At 67.8% G+C, this 17,092-nt stretch carries 14 protein-coding genes; 6 read left to right on the top strand and 8 right to left on the bottom strand.

The features are described 5' to 3' along the window. Positions 1-25: 25 nt before the first annotated feature. From epmA to rnk, 3 genes are all read right to left on the bottom strand, one after another. Positions 26-982, bottom strand: coding sequence for an EF-P lysine aminoacylase EpmA (gene epmA, locus AC3WP6_RS09105; RefSeq protein ID WP_492627402.1), 957 nt, complete (start codon positions 980-982; stop codon positions 26-28). After that, positions 982-3,363, bottom strand: a complete 2,382-nt coding sequence (ligA, locus tag AC3WP6_RS09110; protein ID WP_492627403.1) for an NAD-dependent DNA ligase LigA — start codon at positions 3,361-3,363, stop codon at positions 982-984. Before ligA ends, epmA begins: the two co-directional genes overlap by 1 nt. Positions 3,364-3,490: 127 nt before the next feature. Beyond that, on the bottom strand, positions 3,491-3,901 hold the full coding sequence (rnk, locus tag AC3WP6_RS09115; protein ID WP_492627404.1) for a nucleoside diphosphate kinase regulator: 411 nt from the start codon (positions 3,899-3,901) through the stop codon (positions 3,491-3,493). A gap of 184 nt (positions 3,902-4,085) precedes the next feature. On the opposite strand from rnk, the gene AC3WP6_RS09120 reads away from it, so the two are divergent. The 3 genes from AC3WP6_RS09120 to AC3WP6_RS09130 are packed head-to-tail and all read left to right on the top strand — an operon-like array spanning position 4,086 to position 7,322. Next, complete coding sequence (locus AC3WP6_RS09120) at positions 4,086-5,549, top strand: MFS transporter (RefSeq protein ID WP_492627405.1); 1,464 nt, start codon at positions 4,086-4,088, stop codon at positions 5,547-5,549. Between the two features lie 50 nt (positions 5,550-5,599). Beyond that, positions 5,600-6,811, top strand: coding sequence for a cation:proton antiporter (locus tag AC3WP6_RS09125; protein WP_492627406.1), 1,212 nt, complete (start codon positions 5,600-5,602; stop codon positions 6,809-6,811). A gap of 46 nt (positions 6,812-6,857) precedes the next feature. Next, positions 6,858-7,322, top strand: a complete 465-nt coding sequence (locus tag AC3WP6_RS09130) for a glycine zipper 2TM domain-containing protein (protein ID WP_492627407.1) — start codon at positions 6,858-6,860, stop codon at positions 7,320-7,322. Positions 7,323-7,421: 99 nt separating this feature from the next. On the opposite strand, the gene AC3WP6_RS09135 is transcribed toward AC3WP6_RS09130, so the two are convergent. From AC3WP6_RS09135 to AC3WP6_RS09145, 3 genes are all read right to left on the bottom strand, one after another. Beyond that, on the bottom strand, positions 7,422-8,351 hold the full coding sequence (locus AC3WP6_RS09135; RefSeq protein WP_492627408.1) for a restriction endonuclease: 930 nt from the start codon (positions 8,349-8,351) through the stop codon (positions 7,422-7,424). Positions 8,352-8,375: 24 nt separating this feature from the next. Further along, positions 8,376-10,049 carry a urocanate hydratase gene (gene hutU, locus AC3WP6_RS09140; RefSeq protein ID WP_492627409.1) on the bottom strand — a complete coding sequence of 558 codons (1,674 nt, stop codon included), beginning with the start codon at positions 10,047-10,049 and terminating at the stop codon, positions 8,376-8,378. Positions 10,050-10,258: 209 nt separating this feature from the next. Then, positions 10,259-11,665 carry a GDSL-type esterase/lipase family protein gene (locus AC3WP6_RS09145; protein ID WP_492627410.1) on the bottom strand — a complete coding sequence of 469 codons (1,407 nt, stop codon included), beginning with the start codon at positions 11,663-11,665 and terminating at the stop codon, positions 10,259-10,261. 206 nt (positions 11,666-11,871) lie between these two features. Between AC3WP6_RS09145 and AC3WP6_RS09150 the strand changes: the two genes are divergently transcribed. Then, positions 11,872-13,371, top strand: a complete 1,500-nt coding sequence (locus AC3WP6_RS09150; protein WP_492627411.1) for a DNA-3-methyladenine glycosylase 2 family protein — start codon at positions 11,872-11,874, stop codon at positions 13,369-13,371. Positions 13,372-13,450: 79 nt separating this feature from the next. Further along, the gene (locus AC3WP6_RS09155; RefSeq protein ID WP_492627412.1) at positions 13,451-13,972 is read left to right on the top strand and encodes a methylated-DNA--[protein]-cysteine S-methyltransferase; all 522 of its coding nucleotides are present in this window, start codon (positions 13,451-13,453) and stop codon (positions 13,970-13,972) included. On the opposite strand, the gene AC3WP6_RS09160 is transcribed toward AC3WP6_RS09155, so the two are convergent. Further along, positions 13,966-14,262: a hypothetical protein gene (locus AC3WP6_RS09160; RefSeq protein ID WP_492627413.1), complete on the bottom strand. Its 297-nt coding sequence runs from the start codon at positions 14,260-14,262 to the stop codon at positions 13,966-13,968. The two genes, AC3WP6_RS09155 and AC3WP6_RS09160, sit on opposite strands and share 7 nt — an antisense overlap. A gap of 102 nt (positions 14,263-14,364) precedes the next feature. Between AC3WP6_RS09160 and AC3WP6_RS09165 the strand changes: the two genes are divergently transcribed. Next, positions 14,365-15,633 (top strand): alkaline phosphatase family protein, encoded by a 1,269-nt coding sequence (locus AC3WP6_RS09165; protein ID WP_492627414.1) that lies wholly within the window; start codon positions 14,365-14,367, stop codon positions 15,631-15,633. 129 nt (positions 15,634-15,762) lie between these two features. Here AC3WP6_RS09165 and AC3WP6_RS09170 read toward each other — a convergent pair whose 3' ends face one another. Continuing rightward, complete coding sequence (locus AC3WP6_RS09170) at positions 15,763-17,031, bottom strand: MFS transporter (RefSeq protein ID WP_492627415.1); 1,269 nt, start codon at positions 17,029-17,031, stop codon at positions 15,763-15,765. Between the last annotated feature and the right edge of the window lie 61 nt (positions 17,032-17,092).

A 17,092-nucleotide genomic window follows, 5' to 3' on the forward strand; every position in this document is an offset into this window, starting at 1 on the left:
CGCCACCCGCCAGTGGCGCGCGGCATCAAGCCTCGGCAAACGGAAACGCCAGCACGTCGGCAATCGCGTCGGTACCGGCCAGGCACATCAATAGCCGCTCGATGCCGAGCGCGACGCCAGCGCAATCGGGCATGCGGTCGAGCACAGCAAGCAGACGCTCGTCGATCGGCAACTCGCGCTGGCCGCGTTCGCGACGGCGCTGGTTGTCGCGCTCGAACCGCGCGCGCTGCTCGGCGGCACGGTTCAACTCGTGATAGCCGTTGGCCAACTCGTAACGGCCCAGATACAACTCGAAACGCTCGGCGCGCGGCGGATCGCCGGGGCGGATGCGCGCCAGCGCGCACTGCGTGGCCGGGTAATCGTGGATCACGGTGATGCGGTCGGCGGGAAACGTCGGCTGCAGCTTGTGGGTAAGCAACAGGTCGAGCCAGTCGTCGCGCGTGAGCCCGGCTGGATCGATGTGAAACGCTGCCAGCGGCGCACGCAGCTCGGCGATGGGAGCATGCACCGAGTCGACGCCCAGCTCGTCCACGAACAGCTGGCGGTAGCCGGTGACCGTCACCTCGGCGCGCTTGTTGACCAGCGCCAGCGCCGCAGCCACCAGCGCCACGGTTTCGTGCATCAGCCGCCGATGATCCCAACCGACGCGATACCACTCCGCCATCGTGAACTCGGGGTTGTGCCGACCGCCCGCCTCGCCATTGCGAAACACACGCCCCAACTCGTAGCAGTCGCCCACGCCCGCCGCGAGCAGGCGTTTCAGCGGATATTCCGGCGAGGTACGCAGCCAGCGCTCGCGCGGGCCGGCATCCACGTGGCCGCTGAACTGCGTGCTGAAGCTCTCGATGTTCGGCTCGGTGTTGCCCGCCGCCGACAAGATTGGCGTCTCCACCTCGAGCACACCGCGTTCGGCAAAAAAATCCCGGATCAGCGCGTACAGGTGCGCACGCAGATGCAATGCCGCCCGCAACCTGGCGGCCATCACGCGGCTCCGTGTGTGGCCAGCATGGCCATGAGCCGTGCTTCGTCCCACACCGGCACACCCAGCTCGCGCGCCTTGTCGAGCTTGGAGCCGGCGGCCTCGCCAGCCACGACAAAGTTGGTTTTCTTCGACACGCTGCCGGCTACTTTCGCACCGAGCGCTTCGAGCTTGGCCTTGGCTTCGTCGCGCGTTAGGTTCACCAGCGTCCCGGTGAGCACCGTGGTTTGCCCTTCCAGTGGCAGCGTGCCGCTTGTACCGGCAGGCAGCGCGGCCAACAGGCGATCCATCGCCGCCTCGGCCGCCTGCAACTCGCCTGCGCGTGCGGGGTCGTCCAACCACGCAGCAAGGTTGATGGCGGCGGCTTGCGTCAGGCCTGCCGTGATCCACTGCGCCTGCCCCGCTGCCTGCAGGTCACGCAACGTCGGGAAGTGTTGCGCCAACAAGACCGTGCTTTTCGGTCCGAGCTTGTCGACGTTCGCCATGTCCAGCAGCACCGCCAGCCCGAGCCGCCGACGCAGCTTGGCGTTTGGCGCAACCTCATCGTGAAACGCGATGCCGGCCGCAAGCAGTTCATCCACCACGCGCTGGTTGCCCGCCTGGGCAAAGAAGCCGGCGATGGACGCCGCCACCTCGGCGCCGATGTCGGGCAGCACGCGCAATACCGGCGCCGGCGTGCTGCGCACGAACGCCAGCGAGCCGAGCCAGGTTGCCAGTGTCTTGGCCGTGCTTTCGCCAATGTGCATGATGCCAAGCGCGTAGAGGAAACGCGCCAGCGAGGCGTGCTTGCTGGCTTCGATCGCAGCGAGCAGGTTTTTCGCCCACTTGGTGGCAACCTTGCCCTGCTTGACGGTTTCCGGCGTAGTGCCGTCGTGCTCGTCGGCGCGGCGCTTCATCGCGAGGAAATCATCCAGCGTCAGGCGGTACAGATCGACCGGCGTCGCGACGTAGCCGAAATCGACCAGCGCATCCACGTAGCGGTCGCCGATGCCCTCGATGTCCATCGCGCGCCGCGAGGCAAAGTGGATCAGGGCCTCTTTGCGTTGCGCCGCACACACCAGCCCGCCGGAACAGCGGTAGGCGGCCTCGCCGTCTTCGCGCAGCAGCGCGGAGCCGCACACCGGACAGCGCGCCGGCATGTGCCACACCGGCGCATGCGCCGGGCGGTACTCGGGCACCACGCGCACGACTTCGGGGATCACGTCGCCGGCGCGGCGCACGATCACGGTGTCGCCCACACGCACGTCGAGCCGCGCCACCTGGTCGGCGTTGTGCAGCGTGGCGTTGGTGACGATGACCCCGGCCACCTGCACCGGCGCCAGTCGCGCGACCGGTGTCGCCGCACCGGTGCGACCGATCTGGATCTCGATTGCCGCGACCGTGGTGGTCTGCTCCTGCGCCGGAAACTTGTGCGCGATCGCCCAGCGCGGTGCGCGCGCGACAAAGCCCATTTCGCGCTGGCCGGCGTAGTCATCGAGCTTGTACACCACGCCGTCGATGTCATACGGCAGCGCGTCGCGCTTCGCGCCGATGCGGTGATAGAACGCGATCAACCCGTCGAAGCCACGCGCAGTGCTCACCTCGGGCGACACCGGGAAGCCCCATTCGCGCAGCTTGCGCAAGGTGGCCGAATGGGTATCCGGCAGCTCGCCGCCTTCGACCACGCCGATGGCGTAGGCGAAAAAGCTCAACCGGCGCTGCGCGGTCACCGCCGGGTCGAGCTGGCGCAGTGAACCGGCAGCGCCGTTGCGCGGGTTCGCCAATGGCTTCTCGCCGCGTTTGCGCGCGCGCTCGTTGTAGGCCTCGAAATCCTTGCGCAGCATCAGCACTTCGCCGCGCACTTCCAGCACCTCGGGCCAGCCGGTGCCGCGCAGGTGCAGCGGAATCGAGCGCACGGTGCGCACGTTGGCGGTGACATCCTCGCCGGCCTGGCCGTCGCCGCGCGTCGCGCCGCGCACCAGCACGCCGTGCCGGTAGAGCAGGCTCATCGCCAGCCCGTCGAACTTGGGCTCCACCGAAAACAGCGGATTGGTGCGATGAGTGGTTTCCTCGATGCGCTGCTCGAAATCCAGCACCTCGCGAAACCGCGTGCGGTCGTCGTCGCCCTCCTGGCCGAAGGCGTCGATCAGCGACAGCATCGGAATCTCGTGGCGTACCTCGGCAAAACCGCTGTGCGCCCGCGCGCCAACCTTGCGCGTGGGTGAATCAGGCGTTGCCAGCTCCGGGTGCGCGGCTTCGAGCGCGCGCAGCTCGCGCATCAGCGCGTCGTAATCGGCATCCGGAATATCCGGGTCGTCGAGCACGTAGTAACGCTGACTGGCGTCGTCAAGGCGCCGGCGCAAATCGGCCGCAAGCGCAGCCGGGGCAGAGGTTTCCAGGTTCATGCCGCAAGTGTAATCGCGGCGGTGAAGTGCCGGGATTAGGGATGCGGGATTGGAGTTTCGGAAAGGCGCGCCGACGCGAGGTGCAGGCTTTTTCCAATCCCGAATCCCCACTCCCGAATCCCGGCTCTTACCGATGCAAATCGCCCGAGGCTTCGGGCTGGTAGTCGATCGCCAGCACGGTGAGCCGGCGGGTCTTGCCGTCGGGCGTGGGCCAGTCGATGTGCTTGCCCTTGGCAAGACCAAGCAATGCGCTGCCGACCGGGGCCAGGATCGACACCGTACCCGGTTTGCCGGCCGCGTTCGGATACACCAACGTGAGGGTCATCGGCTCGCCGCCCGCGGTGTCGGTGAAGCTCACGGTGGAGTTCATCGTCACCACGTTGCGCGGCATGGCGGCCGGCTCCAGCACCGTCGCACGATCCAGCTCCGCCATCAGCGCATCGTGCTTGGCCGCATCGGCACGCGGCATGCGTTCGATCAGGACCTCGATGCGTTCGAGGTCGAGGCGGGAAACGGTGATGGCGGGTTTGCGGCTCATGATTCGCGTCCTGTCGCTGGCTTGTATGGTTCACGCAAAAGCGCGCCGGAGCGGTTGCGCCCCGGCGCGCGTGATTCTGCGTTGTCACGTCAGCTCATGGTAAGGGCATCTGCGACTGAAACAAGCCTGCCCCTGCCTTGCGCGTACACGGAATGCAGGCACGCCACGCACTACCATTGTGCAAATGCCGGATCGTGCCGCCGAGTCTCCCCCGCACCGCGGTTCGCCACCGGCCGATTCCGTCGATGTGCCTGCGGCGTCGTCATTGCAGCGCTATCGCGGCCTGCTGTGGCTGGTGGCGGCGGCATTCTTCATGCAATCGCTCGACTCCACCGTGGTCAACACCGCGGTGCCGGCGATTGCGGAGGCGTTGCACGAAACCCCGCTGGGCATGCGCAGCGCGCTCACCAGCTACGTGTTGACGCTGGCGATCCTCACCCCGGCCAGCCCATGGCTGTGCGACCGCTTCGGCACCCGCCGCGTGTTCGGCGCGGCGATCCTGCTGTTCGGGCTGGGTTCCCTCCTGTGCGGGCTGTCGCAATCGCTGCACCAGTTGGTGGCCGCGCGCGTGCTGCAGGGCGTCGGCGGCGCGGCAATGATGCCGCTGGGCCGCTACGTGCTGGTGCGCAGCATCGACAAGCGCGAATTCGTGCGCGCCATGAGCACCGTGGCCACCTTCAGCGTGCTCGGTTCGGTGCTCGGGCCGCTGCTGGGCGGCGCGCTCACGCAGTTCACCAGTTGGCGGCTGATTTTTCTGGTCAATGTGCCGGTGGCCATCGCAGGCATCTGGATGAACCGGCGCAGCATGCCCGAGTACCGGCTCAAGCGCGCGCACCATTTCGACCTGGCCGGGTTCCTGCTGTTCGCGGCCAGCTCGGCGTTGCTGCTGGTGGCCTCGGAGTTGACCTCCGACACCCCGGTGCCATGGTCGCGCATGGCCGCCTATGGCCTGTTTGCGTGCCTGCTTGGCGCCGTTTACGTGTGGCACAGCCGGCGCACCGCGCACCCAGTGGCCGACCTCGCGCTGCTGCGCATCCGCAGCGTGTGGGTGTCGCTTTCCGGCGGGCTGTTCACCCGGCTTGGCATCTCCGGCATGTTTCTGCTGCTGGTGCTGTTTTTGCAGGTGGGCTGCGGCTGGTCGCCGCTCGCGGCCGGCTTGATGATGGTGCCGCAGGCCATCGGCTCGATCGTTGCCAAACGCGTGATCCACCGTGTGCTGGCGTACTACGGCTACCGCCGGCTGCTGCTCGCCAACACGCTGGTCGTGGCAGTGCTGCTGGCGGGATTTGCGCTGCTCGGCGCCGACTCCTCGCCGTGGGTCATCGGTGCCCTGGCGTTTGCCTACGGCGGCTTTGCCGGCCTGCAATACACCGCGATGAACACGCTGATCTACAACGACATCGACATCCACGCGGCGGCGATGGCCTCGTCGATGGCTTCCAGCGTGCAGTACCTCGCCATGAGCTTTGGCATCGCGCTGTCCACCTTGCTGATGCAGGCCTTGCTGCGCGGCCACGAGCCCGCGGATTTCGTCGTCGCCTTTCGCTGGACCGTGGTGCTGCTGGCACTGGTCACCGCGTTCGCCAGCCGCGTGTTCGCGCGTCTCGATCCGGATCGCCCGGCGATCGCCGCCTCCACCGCACACTGAGAGGCGCCATGTAGCATGCAGGTCTTCCACAGGCCGAGCGAGCCGGTTTGATGCACCACGCCAGCGACATCCTGCTGCTGCTTTTCATCGTGTTTGTCGCCGCGCAGATCGGCGGTGAGATCGCGCAGCGCCTGAAGTTGCCCAGCGTAGTGGGCGAGATCGCTGCCGGCTGCGTGATCGGGCCCTCGCTCCTGGGCTGGGTCACGCCCGAGCAGATCGCGATCGGCACCCCGCTGGACGTGCTGTCCGAGGTTGGCGTAGTGCTGCTGCTGTTTTCCGTCGGCCTCGAAACCCGGCTGGACGACCTCAAGAAAGTCGGCCGCACGGCGTTCATGGTGGCGCTGATCGGGGTGCTGGTGCCGTTCGGCATGGCCGCCGTGTGGGCCCACGTCGAAGGGCTCAACTGGGACCGCTCGATGTTCGTCGCCGCCGCCTTCGTGGCCACCTCGGCCGGCATTACCGCGCGCGTGCTGCAGGAACTCGGCGTACTGCAGCGGATCGAGAGCCGGGTGATCCTGGGCGCCGCGGTGATCGACGACGTGCTCGCCATGCTGCTGCTTGGCATCGTGGTCTCGCTGCAGGGCGGCGAAAGCCTGAACCCCGGGCACCTCCTGGTGGTGCTCGGCGAGGCGCTCGGCTTCATCGCCGTGATCGGCTGGGGCGGCGCCCGCATCATGCGCTGGAACTCGGCATGGCTGGATACCCCGCGCCACGCGCAGTCGCCTCTGCTGATTGCGTTGGCGCTGTGCCTTGGGCTGGCCTATGTCTCCACCCTGTTTGGCCTGGCCGCGATCATCGGCGCCTTCCTTGCCGGCATGATCGCCTCGGAAACCCGCCAGCAGCACACGCTGGAAACCCAGACGCGACCGCTGCTGACCTTGCTGGTGCCGTTCTTTTTCGTCGTCACCGGCGCCAAGATCGACCTGCACGAGCTGGCCAGCCCGGATGCGCTGTGGATGCTGCTGGTGGTCACCGCGATCGCGGTGGTGTCCAAGCTCGTCGGCGGCGGCCTCGGCGCGCTTTCGCTCGGTCCACGCAGCGCCACCATCGTCGGCTTCGGCATGGTGCCGCGCGGCGAGGTGGGCATCGTCGTCGCCAGCCTCGGCCTCGCGGCCGGCGTCTTCGACAACCGCATCTACGCCGTCATCGTTGCCATGTCGCTGCTGACCGCCATGCTCACCCCGCCGGTGCTGGCGGGAATGCTGCGCCGCTGGCCTTCACCGCAATTTGCCGCGCAAAATCGTAACGATTCGATACAGTAAACTGCGCCTAGACTCGGCGCACCACCCAGGCTTCGAGGAGACCCTGATGAACAAGCACGTCCTGCTCGCCATTGCCACCGCCGGATTGATCGGCCTGGCCGCCAGCGCCGGCGCCCATGCGCAACAACCGAATGGCGTCCTCGTGCGTTCGGACGGCATCTACCTGCGTTGCGACCAGTGCGGCACGGTGGAGCGCATCGAACGCAACGTACAACAAGGCGGCGGCCACGGCACCGCCGGCGCGGTGATCGGTGCGATCGCCGGCGGCCTGCTGGGCAACCAGGTCGGCCGTGGCAAGGGCCGCGAACTGGCCACCGTGGGCGGCGCCGTCGGCGGCGGCTTCGCCGGCCACGCCATCGGCGACCGCACCGGCAGCAGCGACAGCTATCTGGTGCGCCTGAAGATGGGCAACGGCAGCTACCAGAACATCCAGGTCAAGGACGCCAGCAGCATCCGCGAAGGCGATCTGGTGCAGGTCGACCAGAACGGCAACATCACCCGCATCCAGTGATGCCCGGCCGGGCCGGGCCCCGGCGCCCAAAGTCCGCTTCCTCAAGAGGGGCTTTGGGCCTGCGGCACGTCCGTGGAGGCACTCGGCGCACGCGAAACGTCACGCGTCGGGATCGAAGTAGTCGCCATCAATTCGCTTGACCACGTAAGTGGCCTCGCCGCTCACCCCAACGTCATGGCGGATCATCAGCTCGGCCAGTTTCCGGCCATCGATCAGCACGATCTTCTTGCTGATCTTGCCGACGTAATCACGGGCTTCCACGGTAAAGGCCGACGTGGTGATGAACACGCCCTTGGTCGCGCGCTCGCCTTCCAGCGAACCGGAGAAAGCCTGCACAATCGGTCGGCCGATATTGTCCTTCCAGCGTTTGGCCTGCAGGTAGATCTTGTCCAGCCCGAGTTGATCCTCGTCGATCACGCCATCGATCCCGCCGTCACCGGACTGCCCCACCGTGTGCCCCACCTCGGCGCGCGAGCCGCCGTAGCCCATCGCCAACATCAAATCCACCACGATTTTCTCGAAGTACACAGGCGGCACCTGCTTGACACGTTCGAGCAGCTCGTCGGCCAGGTCGCGATGCAGCTGCGCGTGCATGCGCTCCAGCGTTTCACGCGGAGTTTCGTCGCCTCTGTCGTCGATATCATGGTCATCCGGCGTAGGCCCAGCCGTACCGGCAGCAGACTTCGCAGGTCGCGCCCATTCGGCAAACTCGGGGTAACGCATCAACCAGGCGTTGTTGATGCCTGCTGGGTTTTCCCGCAGCACCGACTGGCCGCGCTCGGTAATGGCAACCATCCCCCACTTGGGTGACTGCACCAGTCCGGCCTTCTTGAGGAAGGTACGCGCCCAGCCAATACGGTTGCGATAGGTGGGGCCGGTGCCACTGGGCAGCATTTCGCCCAGGTCGGCCTCGCTCAGGCCAGCTTCTTTTGCAAGCTCGTCGTAAACCTCGGACATGCGCCGCGCGCGCCCGTCGCCTAGCAGGCGCAACAACGGCAGATACCACCAGTCGTATTTCGGCACCGCCATGACGTACTCCTTTGCGTGGCCTGCTTATGAAACCATCGGCAGCTTCAAGCCCTTTTCCTTAGCGCAGGCGATGGCTTCGGGATAACCCGCATCCGCATGGCGCATGACGCCGGTGGCCGGGTCGTTCCACAGCACGCGGGCGATGCGCGCGTCGGCTTCCCTGGTGCCGTCGCACACGATGACCAGACCGGCGTGCTGGCTGTAACCCATGCCGACACCGCCACCATGGTGGAAGCTCACCCAGGTGGCACCGCCCACCGCGTTCAAGAGGCAGTTGAGCACGGGCCAGTCGCTGACCGCATCGGAGCCGTCGCGCATGGCTTCGGTTTCGCGGTTGGGACTGGCCACCGAACCGGAATCGAGGTGATCGCGGCCGATCGCGATCGGCGCCTTGAGCTCGCCGTTGCGCACCATTTCGTTGAACGCCAGACCGAGCTTGTCGCGCAGGCCGAGGCCCACCCAGCAAATGCGCGATGGCAGGCCCTGCCAGTGGATGCGCTGCTCGGCCATGTCCAGCCAGTGGTGCAGGTGTTGGTCGTCCGGGATCAACTCCTTGACCTTGGCGTCGGTTTTCAGGATGTCTTCCGGATCACCCGACAGCGCCACCCAGCGGAACGGGCCGATGCCACGGCAAAACAGCGGGCGGATGTAGGCCGGCACGAAGCCGGGGAAATCGAACGCGTTCTTGCAGCCCACGTCGAACGCCATCTGGCGGATGTTGTTGCCGTAGTCGAAGGTGGGGATGCCTTGTGCGTGGAACGCCAGCATCGCCTCGACGTGCTTGCGCATGGATTGCTTGGCAGCGGCCGCAGTGCCCTGCGGATCACCCACGCGGCGCTCGGCCCATTGCGCGACCGTCCAGCCCTGCGGCAAATAGCCGTTGACCGGATCGTGCGCGCTGGTCTGGTCGGTGACCGCATCCGGACGCACGCCGCGACGCACGAGTTCGGGCAGCACGTCGGCGGCGTTGCCGAGCAGCGCGACGGATTTCGCTTCGCCCGCCTTCGTATAGCGCTCGATACGCGCGAGCGCATCATCGAGATCCTTCGCCTGCTCGTCGACGTAGCCCGTCTTCAGGCGGAAGTCGATGCGGTGCTGGTCGCACTCCACCGCCAGCATGCAGGCGCCAGCCATCACCGTCGCCAGCGGCTGCGCGCCGCCCATGCCGCCGAGGCCCGCGGTCAGCACCCAGCGCCCCGTGAGGTTGCCGCCGTAGCTCTGGCGGCCCATCTCGGCGATGGTTTCGTAGGTGCCCTGGATGATGCCTTGGGTGCCGATGTAGATCCACGAGCCGGCCGTCATCTGGCCGAACATCATCAGGCCCTTCCGGTCCAGCTCGTTGAAGTGCTCCCACGTCGCCCAGTGCGGCACGAGGTTGGAGTTGGCAATCATCACGCGCGGCGCATCCGGCGTGGTCTTGAACACGCCAACCGGCTTGCCGGACTGCACCAGCAGCGTCTCGTCGGGATTCAAATCACGCAACGCCTGGAGAATCGCGTCAAAGCATTCCCAATTGCGCGCCGCGCGGCCGATGCCGCCGTAGACCACCAGCTCGGCCGGGTTTTCCGCCACCTCGGGATCGAGGTTGTGCTGGATCATCCGGTACGGCGCCTCGATCAGCCAGTTCTTGCAATGCAGCTCGGGGCCGCGCGGCGGGTGGATGACGCGGGTGCGGTCGATGCGGGTGGGAGCAGTCATGGGGGTCTCATGGAACCGGAGAGAATCCGATTGTGGCTAGCCGCCCGGCGCGTGAAAAGGCGCGCCGCCGCATCACGGCGGGAACACCCGGCTACGAGCGTCGCCGAAAACATCACTGGCCCGTAGCCGCGTGCAGCGGCACGCGGGCTCCGGCTTCGCGACCATGCATGAGCGACTGGCGCAGTGCGAATGCCCTGTGCCAGGAAACCTCAGCGGCAACCCAGCAGCGGCTGCAGCTTCGCGTCGAACAGCACGTCATAAGCCAACGCACCCATCGCGGCGTAGCCGCGATCATTCGGATGCAGGCCTGCGTCGCCCGCGCAGACGGTCGCCATGCCGGCCGGCAACGGGGACTGCTGCGCAACCAGCGGCGGCGGCACGTACGCACCCGCCACGGCGTCGGCGAAATCGACCACGCCGTCGAACACGCCGGAACGACGCATCCACTGGTTGAACTGCAGCCGGACGGCCTCCCGCTGCGGGCTGTACCAGCCCGGGAATCCGGCGAACGGCGTGACCGTGCCGGCGTAAATGCGCAGGTGGTGCTGGTGGGCGACGTCGGCGAGCATGCGCATCGCGGCGATGAGGTCGCCGGCCGATGCGCCGTTCGGATAGCCGGCGGCATCGATGCCGCGATTGATGTCGTTCGCGCCGAACAGCACGACCACATCCGTGACACCGGGGCGATCGACCACGTCGCGCAGGAAGCGCTTCAGGCCGGAGGCGCCGGCACCCGGCGCACCGATCTGGTCGGTGGTCAATTCATTGGCGCTGATGCCGGCATTCACCACCGCCGCCGCGTCGCCGTGGCGCTGGGCGAGGCCGGCCAGCACCGCCGGCCAGGTGGTGCCGGGCGCGCTGGCGAGCGCGCCGTCGGTGATCGAGTCGCCGAACGCGACGATGCCGCGGGTGTCCTCCGGCACCTCGACCTCGACGCCAGCAAGCAGGTAGAGGTGATCGTCCCGCGTGCGCGGCAGTGCCTTCGCGGCCGGCAGGTGCGCCAGCGATGGCTGCCGCGTGGCGTCGCCGTCGACCGCGTAGGTGGTGTGCGCCGGTTCCATCGGATGGAAATCGGCGAGCTGGACCGGGCCGGCGAAATACAGGCTGACGACCACGTTCGACAGTGCCGGCACGCGCAGCTCCACCGGATCGCTGACCGCCTCGTTGCCGGGCGCGATGGTGATCGATCGCTTGCCACCGCCGAAGCTCAACCGCCGGTCGCTGTCGGGATCGATCGCCGACAGGTCATCGGCGTGGCCGGCGCCGAGCGCAATGCGCGCGACGCCCACGGTGAGCGGCGCACGGCCGTGATAGTTCGACAGCCGGATGCGCACGCGCACGCCGCCGGCACTGACGTTCACGCTCTGGCGCAGGGTGAGGTGATCGACCGTGGGCGCGTGCTCGAGCGGCTGCCCATAGACATCCCGTAGCGGCTCGCCGTCGCGGCCGGCAACCCGCACGTATTGCGAGGTCATCGCCTGCCCCCAGGTAGCGACCCACTTCTGCGTCGCGGCTCCCGCGCCGGCGGCGTGTGCCTGACACAGCAGGCTTCCCGACAACAGCACCGCCAGCACGACGATGAACCGCAAACGGACTTGGGAACGTGCGTGTGCCATGCGTGCCTGCCCGGGAAACCAAAGGATCACCATCCCGGATCGTTCGGCAGTCCGCAGGGGATTGTCAACGCGGCGGGAAGGCCGCCACGAAGCCGGCGGCCCCTGCACGACCGACGCCCGTGCCAGATGGCGTCCCGCACAAGGCTCGTGCCATCGATGTCCGAAAACGGCGAGTCTCCGCGCAGGGCCGGTGCTAGCCTGATCGCATGTCCGACACCCACGCCACCACCCTGCCCGACGCGCGTACCTGCGAACGGGCGCGGCTCAGCCGCGACGCGCGGTTCGACGGGCTGTTCTTCACCGCGGTGGCCAGTACCGGCATTTACTGCCGGCCGGTGTGCCCGGCGCCGCCGGCCAGGCGCGGGAACGTGCGCTACTTCGCCAATGCCGCAGCGGCGGAAGCCGCCGGCTTCCGGCCCTGCCTGCGCTGTCGGCCGGAGCTCGCGCCCGGCAACCCGTGGTGGCAACGCGGCGATCACGTGGTGGCGCGTGCGCTGCAACTGATCGAGGCCGGCGCCCTGGCGGACGGCTCGCTGGACCAGCTCGCCGCGCGGCTCGACCTGGGCGCACGGCAATTGCGCCGGCTGTTCGTGGAACGGCTGGGCGTACCGCCCATCAGCGTGCACACCACGCGCCGCCTGCTGTTCGCCAAGCAGTTGCTCACCGAGACCGCGCTGCCGATCACCGACGTGGCGCTGGCGTCCGGCTTCCGCAGCCTGCGCCGGTTCAATGCCGCGTTCGCGCTGGCCAACCGGGTGGCACCGCGCGAATTGCGCCGCACCCCGCGCACGGCATCCGGCGACGCGCTGGTACTGCACCTGGCCTACCGTCCGCCCTGCGATTTCGCGGCGCTGCTGGCGTTCCTGCGCGGCCGTGCGCTGCCGGGCATCGAGCAGGTGGACGAGCACTGCTACACGCGCGTGTTCGGCCCCGCGGCAGCACCGGGCTGGCTGCGGGTATCCGCCGGCGCACGCGGCACGCACGCGCTGAAGCTGGAGCTGCACGCGCCACAGCCGGCGCAGCTGCTGGACCTGGTGGCGCGGGTGCGCCGCCTGTTCGATCTCGACGCCGACCCGCAGGCGATCGCCGCCGCCCTGCGTGGCGAACCCATGCTGCGCCCCTTGCTGCGCAAGCATCCCGGCCAGCGCCTGCCGGGCAGTTGGGATGGCTTTGAAATCGCGGTGCGCGCGGTGCTCGGCCAGCAGGTGAGCGTGGCGGCGGCCCGCACGCTGGCGGCGCGCATCGTGCAGCGCCACGGTGGCGTGCTGGACCCGGCGCCGATGCCGGGGCTTGATCGCCTGTTTCCCGACCCCGCCACGCTGGCCGCGGCCGACCTGCGCGAGCTGGGCGTCACCACGGCGCGCGCGGCGACGATCCGCGGCATCGCTCGCGCCCTGCTCGACGGCCGGGTGGATTTCAACCGCGGCCAGTCGCTGGAGACGTTCGTCGCGCGCTGGACCGCCCTGCCCGGGATCGGCGACTGGACCGCGCATTACATCGCCCTGCGCGTACTCGGCCATCCCGACGCCTTCCCGGCCGCCGACCTGGTGCTGCGTCGCGCCGCCGCGGCCGGCGGGTCCATCCCAAGCGCCAGGGCACTGACCGTGCGCGCCGAGGCGTGGCGGCCGTGGCGTGCCTACGCTGTGATGCACCTGTGGCGCGGCGCCCAGCCTCGCGCACGCAACGGCGTGCCCGCTGCGCGATGAGCCCTTCGCCAGCCATTCCGTCATGTGCGCGGCGCCTGCACGCGTGTCTCCCATCCCCCCGACCATGAGCGGCAAACCCATGACGACACCCCGAGTAGCCCTGTACTACGACATCATGCCGAGCCCGCTCGGCCCGCTGACGCTGGTGGCCGATGACGCCGGCCTGTGCGAAATCTGCTTCGAGAGCGAGCACCGTCCGAATACGAAGGACACATGGCAACGCGACGCCGGACGCCTTGCCAAGGCACGCACGCAACTGGCCGAATACTTTGCCGGTCGACGCACCGTGTTCGACCTGCCGCTGCACCCACGCGGCACGCCATTTCAACTTGCCGTATGGGAGGAACTGCTGCGCATCCCGTTCGGCATCACCATGAGCTATGGCGAGCTGGCGCAACGCATCGGCAAGCCCAAGGCGGTGCGCGCCGTCGGCGCCGCCAACGGGCGCAACCCGATTCCCATCATCGTGCCCTGCCACCGCGTGATCGGCGCCGACCACAGCCTCACCGGGTACGGCGGCGGGCTGTGGATCAAGCGCGCCTTGCTCGGCCTCGAAGGCCGCAAGCTGCACGGCGACCTGTTCGTCGAACCGGCTCAGTGACCCTGGTTGGCCGCATCGCGATAGCGGTCGACTGCATCGCGCTGCTGCGCGGCGCTCGCCGCCTGGCGTGCGCGATCGGCCTGTTTCAGTGACCGCTGCCCAGCAGAGCCTTGCGGCAACACCTTGCCCGCCACGTCGCTGACATTCTGCTGTTGCTGTGCCTGTTGTTGACTCTTCTGCAACTGGTCGCTGACGTGTTGCTGCTGCATGGTCTGCTGGAACTGCGCGGCCGCCGGCGGCACCTGCTGCGCGACAACGGCCAGCGGCAACACCGACAAGCCGAGTGCCATCGCAAGTGCCAGGTGTTCATGACTGGTTGTTGCGTGGGAACGCTGCATCGGCATGTCAACCTGTCCATCATGGATACACGACCTGAGCGTAGGTACCCTGGCATGAAATTTCCGTTCCGATACGCCGTCATCCTGCTGCTGGCGCTGCTTGCCGGCTGCGCGGCGCAAGGCCGCTTGCCGCCGAACGCGACCACACCCGCCAGCCGCCCCGGTCCGGTGCTGCTGGTGTCGATCGACGCCTTCCGCGCCGACTACATCAACCGCGGCCTCACGCCCACGCTGACGATGCTGGCAAAAACCGGCGTGCACGCGGCGGCGCTGCAGCCCGCGTTTCCCTCGCTTACCTTTCCCAACCACTACACGCTGGTGACCGGGCTGTATCCCGACCACCACGGCATCGTCAACAACACCATGTTCGACGCGCAGCTCGGCAAGTTTTCGCTCGGCAACCGCAAGGCGGTATCCGATGGCCGCTGGTGGGCCGAGGGCACGCCGATCTGGGAAGACGCCGACGCGCACGGCCTGCGCACCGCCACCATGTTCTGGCCGGGCAGCGAGGCCGACATCCACGGCAAGCATCCCGATTACTGGAAACCCTACAACGGCAAGATCACCGCCGACCAGCGCGTCGACCAGGTGCTGGCCTGGCTCGACCTGCCACCGGCCGAGCGCCCGCGTTTCCTCACCCTGTATTTCGACGAAGTGGATCACGCCGGCCACGCGCACGGCCCCGATTCGCCCGAAGTGGACGCCGCGCTGCGCGACACCGACGCTGCGCTCGCACGCCTGGTCGCCGGCCTCAAGGCGCGCGGCCTGTACGACAGGGTGAACCTCATCGTGCTCGCCGACCACGGCATGGCCAGCGTGCCGAAAGAGAACAACGTCTACATCGACAAGCTGATTCCGCTCGACGCCGTGCACGTCGTGAGCCTCGAGATCGTCGCCGGTTTCAACCCGCGTGCCGGCCACGACTTCGCCGCCATCGAAAAGCAGCTGGAAGCCCCGCAGCAGCACATGCAGTGCTGGGACAAGACCCGCATTCCGGCACGCTTCCACTACGGCACCAACCCGCGCGTGCCGCAGCTCGTGTGCCTCGCCGACGTCGGCTGGCGCATCACCACCACCGCCTCCGCCGCCAGACGCGGCGACCGTGTCAGCATCGGCAACCACGGCTACGACAACGCCGACCCCACCATGCGCGCCCTGTTCATCGCCCACGGCCCCGCCTTCCGCCAAGGCATCACCTGGCCGGAATTCCCCAACGTCGATGTATATCCGCTGATGACCCATTTGCTCGGCATCCCGGCGGATCGGAACGATGGGGATTTCGATGCGGTGAAGGGGATGTTGGTGGGTGGGGCACGAGATTAGGAATACGGGATTGGAGATTCGGTAGAGCAGCGATCCTCACTGCCTTCGCTTCGGCTGGCCGCAGATGCAACGCGACGCTCAGAACGCCGCTTTGCCAAATCCCCAATCCCAAATTCCAAATCCCGACCCTTACCCCATCGCCCCGCGGCTCATCGGTTGCGGCAGCGTCGGCACGTTGACCAAGGGCTTCAGGCGAGTGAGCCCGAGCGCGATGGCGAGGCCGGCGAGGGTCAATGCGCCGACGAAGAGCGCGACGCCGGTCCAGCCGTGGGCGGCGTAGAAGAAGCCGCCGAAATAACCGGCCGTACTGGAGCCCATGTAATAGCAGAAGAGGTACAGCGAGGCGGCTTGCGCCTTGGCCGCGCCGGCGCGGCGGCCGACCCAGCTGCTTACAATGGAGTGGCCGCCGAAGAAGCCGAAGGTGATGGCGACGACGCCGAGCATGATGAGCCACAGCGATGCCGCTGCGGTGAGCGCGGCACCGACCAGCATCAGGGCCAGCGCGGTCCACAGCACCTTGCGGCGGCCGAGCTTGCCGGCGAGGTGGCCCATCCACGCCGAGCTGAAGGTGCCGATGAGGTAGATGCCGAAGATCAGGCCGACCGCCGCCTGACTCAGGTTGTACGGCGGCGCCAGCAGGCGGTAGCCCAGATAGTTGTAGACGGTGACGAAGGCGCCCAGCAGCAGGAAGCCTTCGAGGAACAGCCACGGCAGGCCGCGGTCATGGAACACGCCGGAGAAGCGTCCGGCGATACCGCGCAGCGACAATGGCTGGCGGCGAAAATGCCGCGATGCCGGCAATGCATGCGCAAACGCCAGCGCGCAGGCCAGGCCGATCACACCGACCACGGCGACGCCGATGCGCCAGCCGACGAAATCGGCCAGCACGCCAGTGACGATGCGCCCGCCCATGCCGCCGATTGCGCTGCCGCTGATATACAGGCCCATGCCGAGGCCGATCGACTCGGCATCCATCTCCTCGCTGAGGTAGGTCATCGCCACTGCCGGCAGGCCGCTCAACGTCAGTCCCATCAGCGTGCGCACCGCCAGCAGGCTGCCCCAGGTCGGCATCACTGCACTGCCCAGCACCAGCACCGCCGATGCCAGCAGCGAGACCACCATCACGCCCTTGCGACCCCACGCATCCGACAGCGCACCGGCTACCAGCATCGCTATGGCGAGCACGCCGGTAGTGAGCGAGAGCGACAACGACGCGCCGGCTTCGGACACGCCATAGTCGCGGCTGAACTCGGGCATCAGCGGTTGCACGCAATACAGCAGGCCGAAGGTGCACAACCCGGCCGCAAACAGCGCGAGATTGGTGCGGGTGAAATCCGGCGTGCCGTGATGGATGTACGGCGTTGCCGCACTGCTTTCCGCCGCCGTTTCGTACCGCATGCGCTGCCCACCGTTCAAATCGACACGCCAGCATACGGGCGCGCTGCCCAATGCCGGATGA

This window comes from Rhodanobacter sp. FW106-HT46G03, from assembly GCF_058789895.1.

Coding starts and splice junctions, on each gene's coding strand:
- epmA (WP_492627402.1), bottom strand. CDS start 982: ATGGCCGCCAGGTTGCGGGCGGCATTGCATCTGCGTGCGCACCTGTAC.
- ligA (WP_492627403.1), bottom strand. CDS start 3,363: ATGAACCTGGAAACCTCTGCCCCGGCTGCGCTTGCGGCCGATTTGCGC.
- rnk (WP_492627404.1), bottom strand. CDS start 3,901: ATGAGCCGCAAACCCGCCATCACCGTTTCCCGCCTCGACCTCGAACGC.
- AC3WP6_RS09120 (WP_492627405.1), top strand. CDS start 4,086: ATGCCGGATCGTGCCGCCGAGTCTCCCCCGCACCGCGGTTCGCCACCG.
- AC3WP6_RS09125 (WP_492627406.1), top strand. CDS start 5,600: ATGCACCACGCCAGCGACATCCTGCTGCTGCTTTTCATCGTGTTTGTC.
- AC3WP6_RS09130 (WP_492627407.1), top strand. CDS start 6,858: ATGAACAAGCACGTCCTGCTCGCCATTGCCACCGCCGGATTGATCGGC.
- AC3WP6_RS09135 (WP_492627408.1), bottom strand. CDS start 8,351: ATGGCGGTGCCGAAATACGACTGGTGGTATCTGCCGTTGTTGCGCCTG.
- hutU (WP_492627409.1), bottom strand. CDS start 10,049: ATGACTGCTCCCACCCGCATCGACCGCACCCGCGTCATCCACCCGCCG.
- AC3WP6_RS09145 (WP_492627410.1), bottom strand. CDS start 11,665: ATGGCACACGCACGTTCCCAAGTCCGTTTGCGGTTCATCGTCGTGCTG.
- AC3WP6_RS09150 (WP_492627411.1), top strand. CDS start 11,872: ATGTCCGACACCCACGCCACCACCCTGCCCGACGCGCGTACCTGCGAA.
- AC3WP6_RS09155 (WP_492627412.1), top strand. CDS start 13,451: ATGACGACACCCCGAGTAGCCCTGTACTACGACATCATGCCGAGCCCG.
- AC3WP6_RS09160 (WP_492627413.1), bottom strand. CDS start 14,262: ATGGCACTCGGCTTGTCGGTGTTGCCGCTGGCCGTTGTCGCGCAGCAG.
- AC3WP6_RS09165 (WP_492627414.1), top strand. CDS start 14,365: ATGAAATTTCCGTTCCGATACGCCGTCATCCTGCTGCTGGCGCTGCTT.
- AC3WP6_RS09170 (WP_492627415.1), bottom strand. CDS start 17,031: ATGCGGTACGAAACGGCGGCGGAAAGCAGTGCGGCAACGCCGTACATC.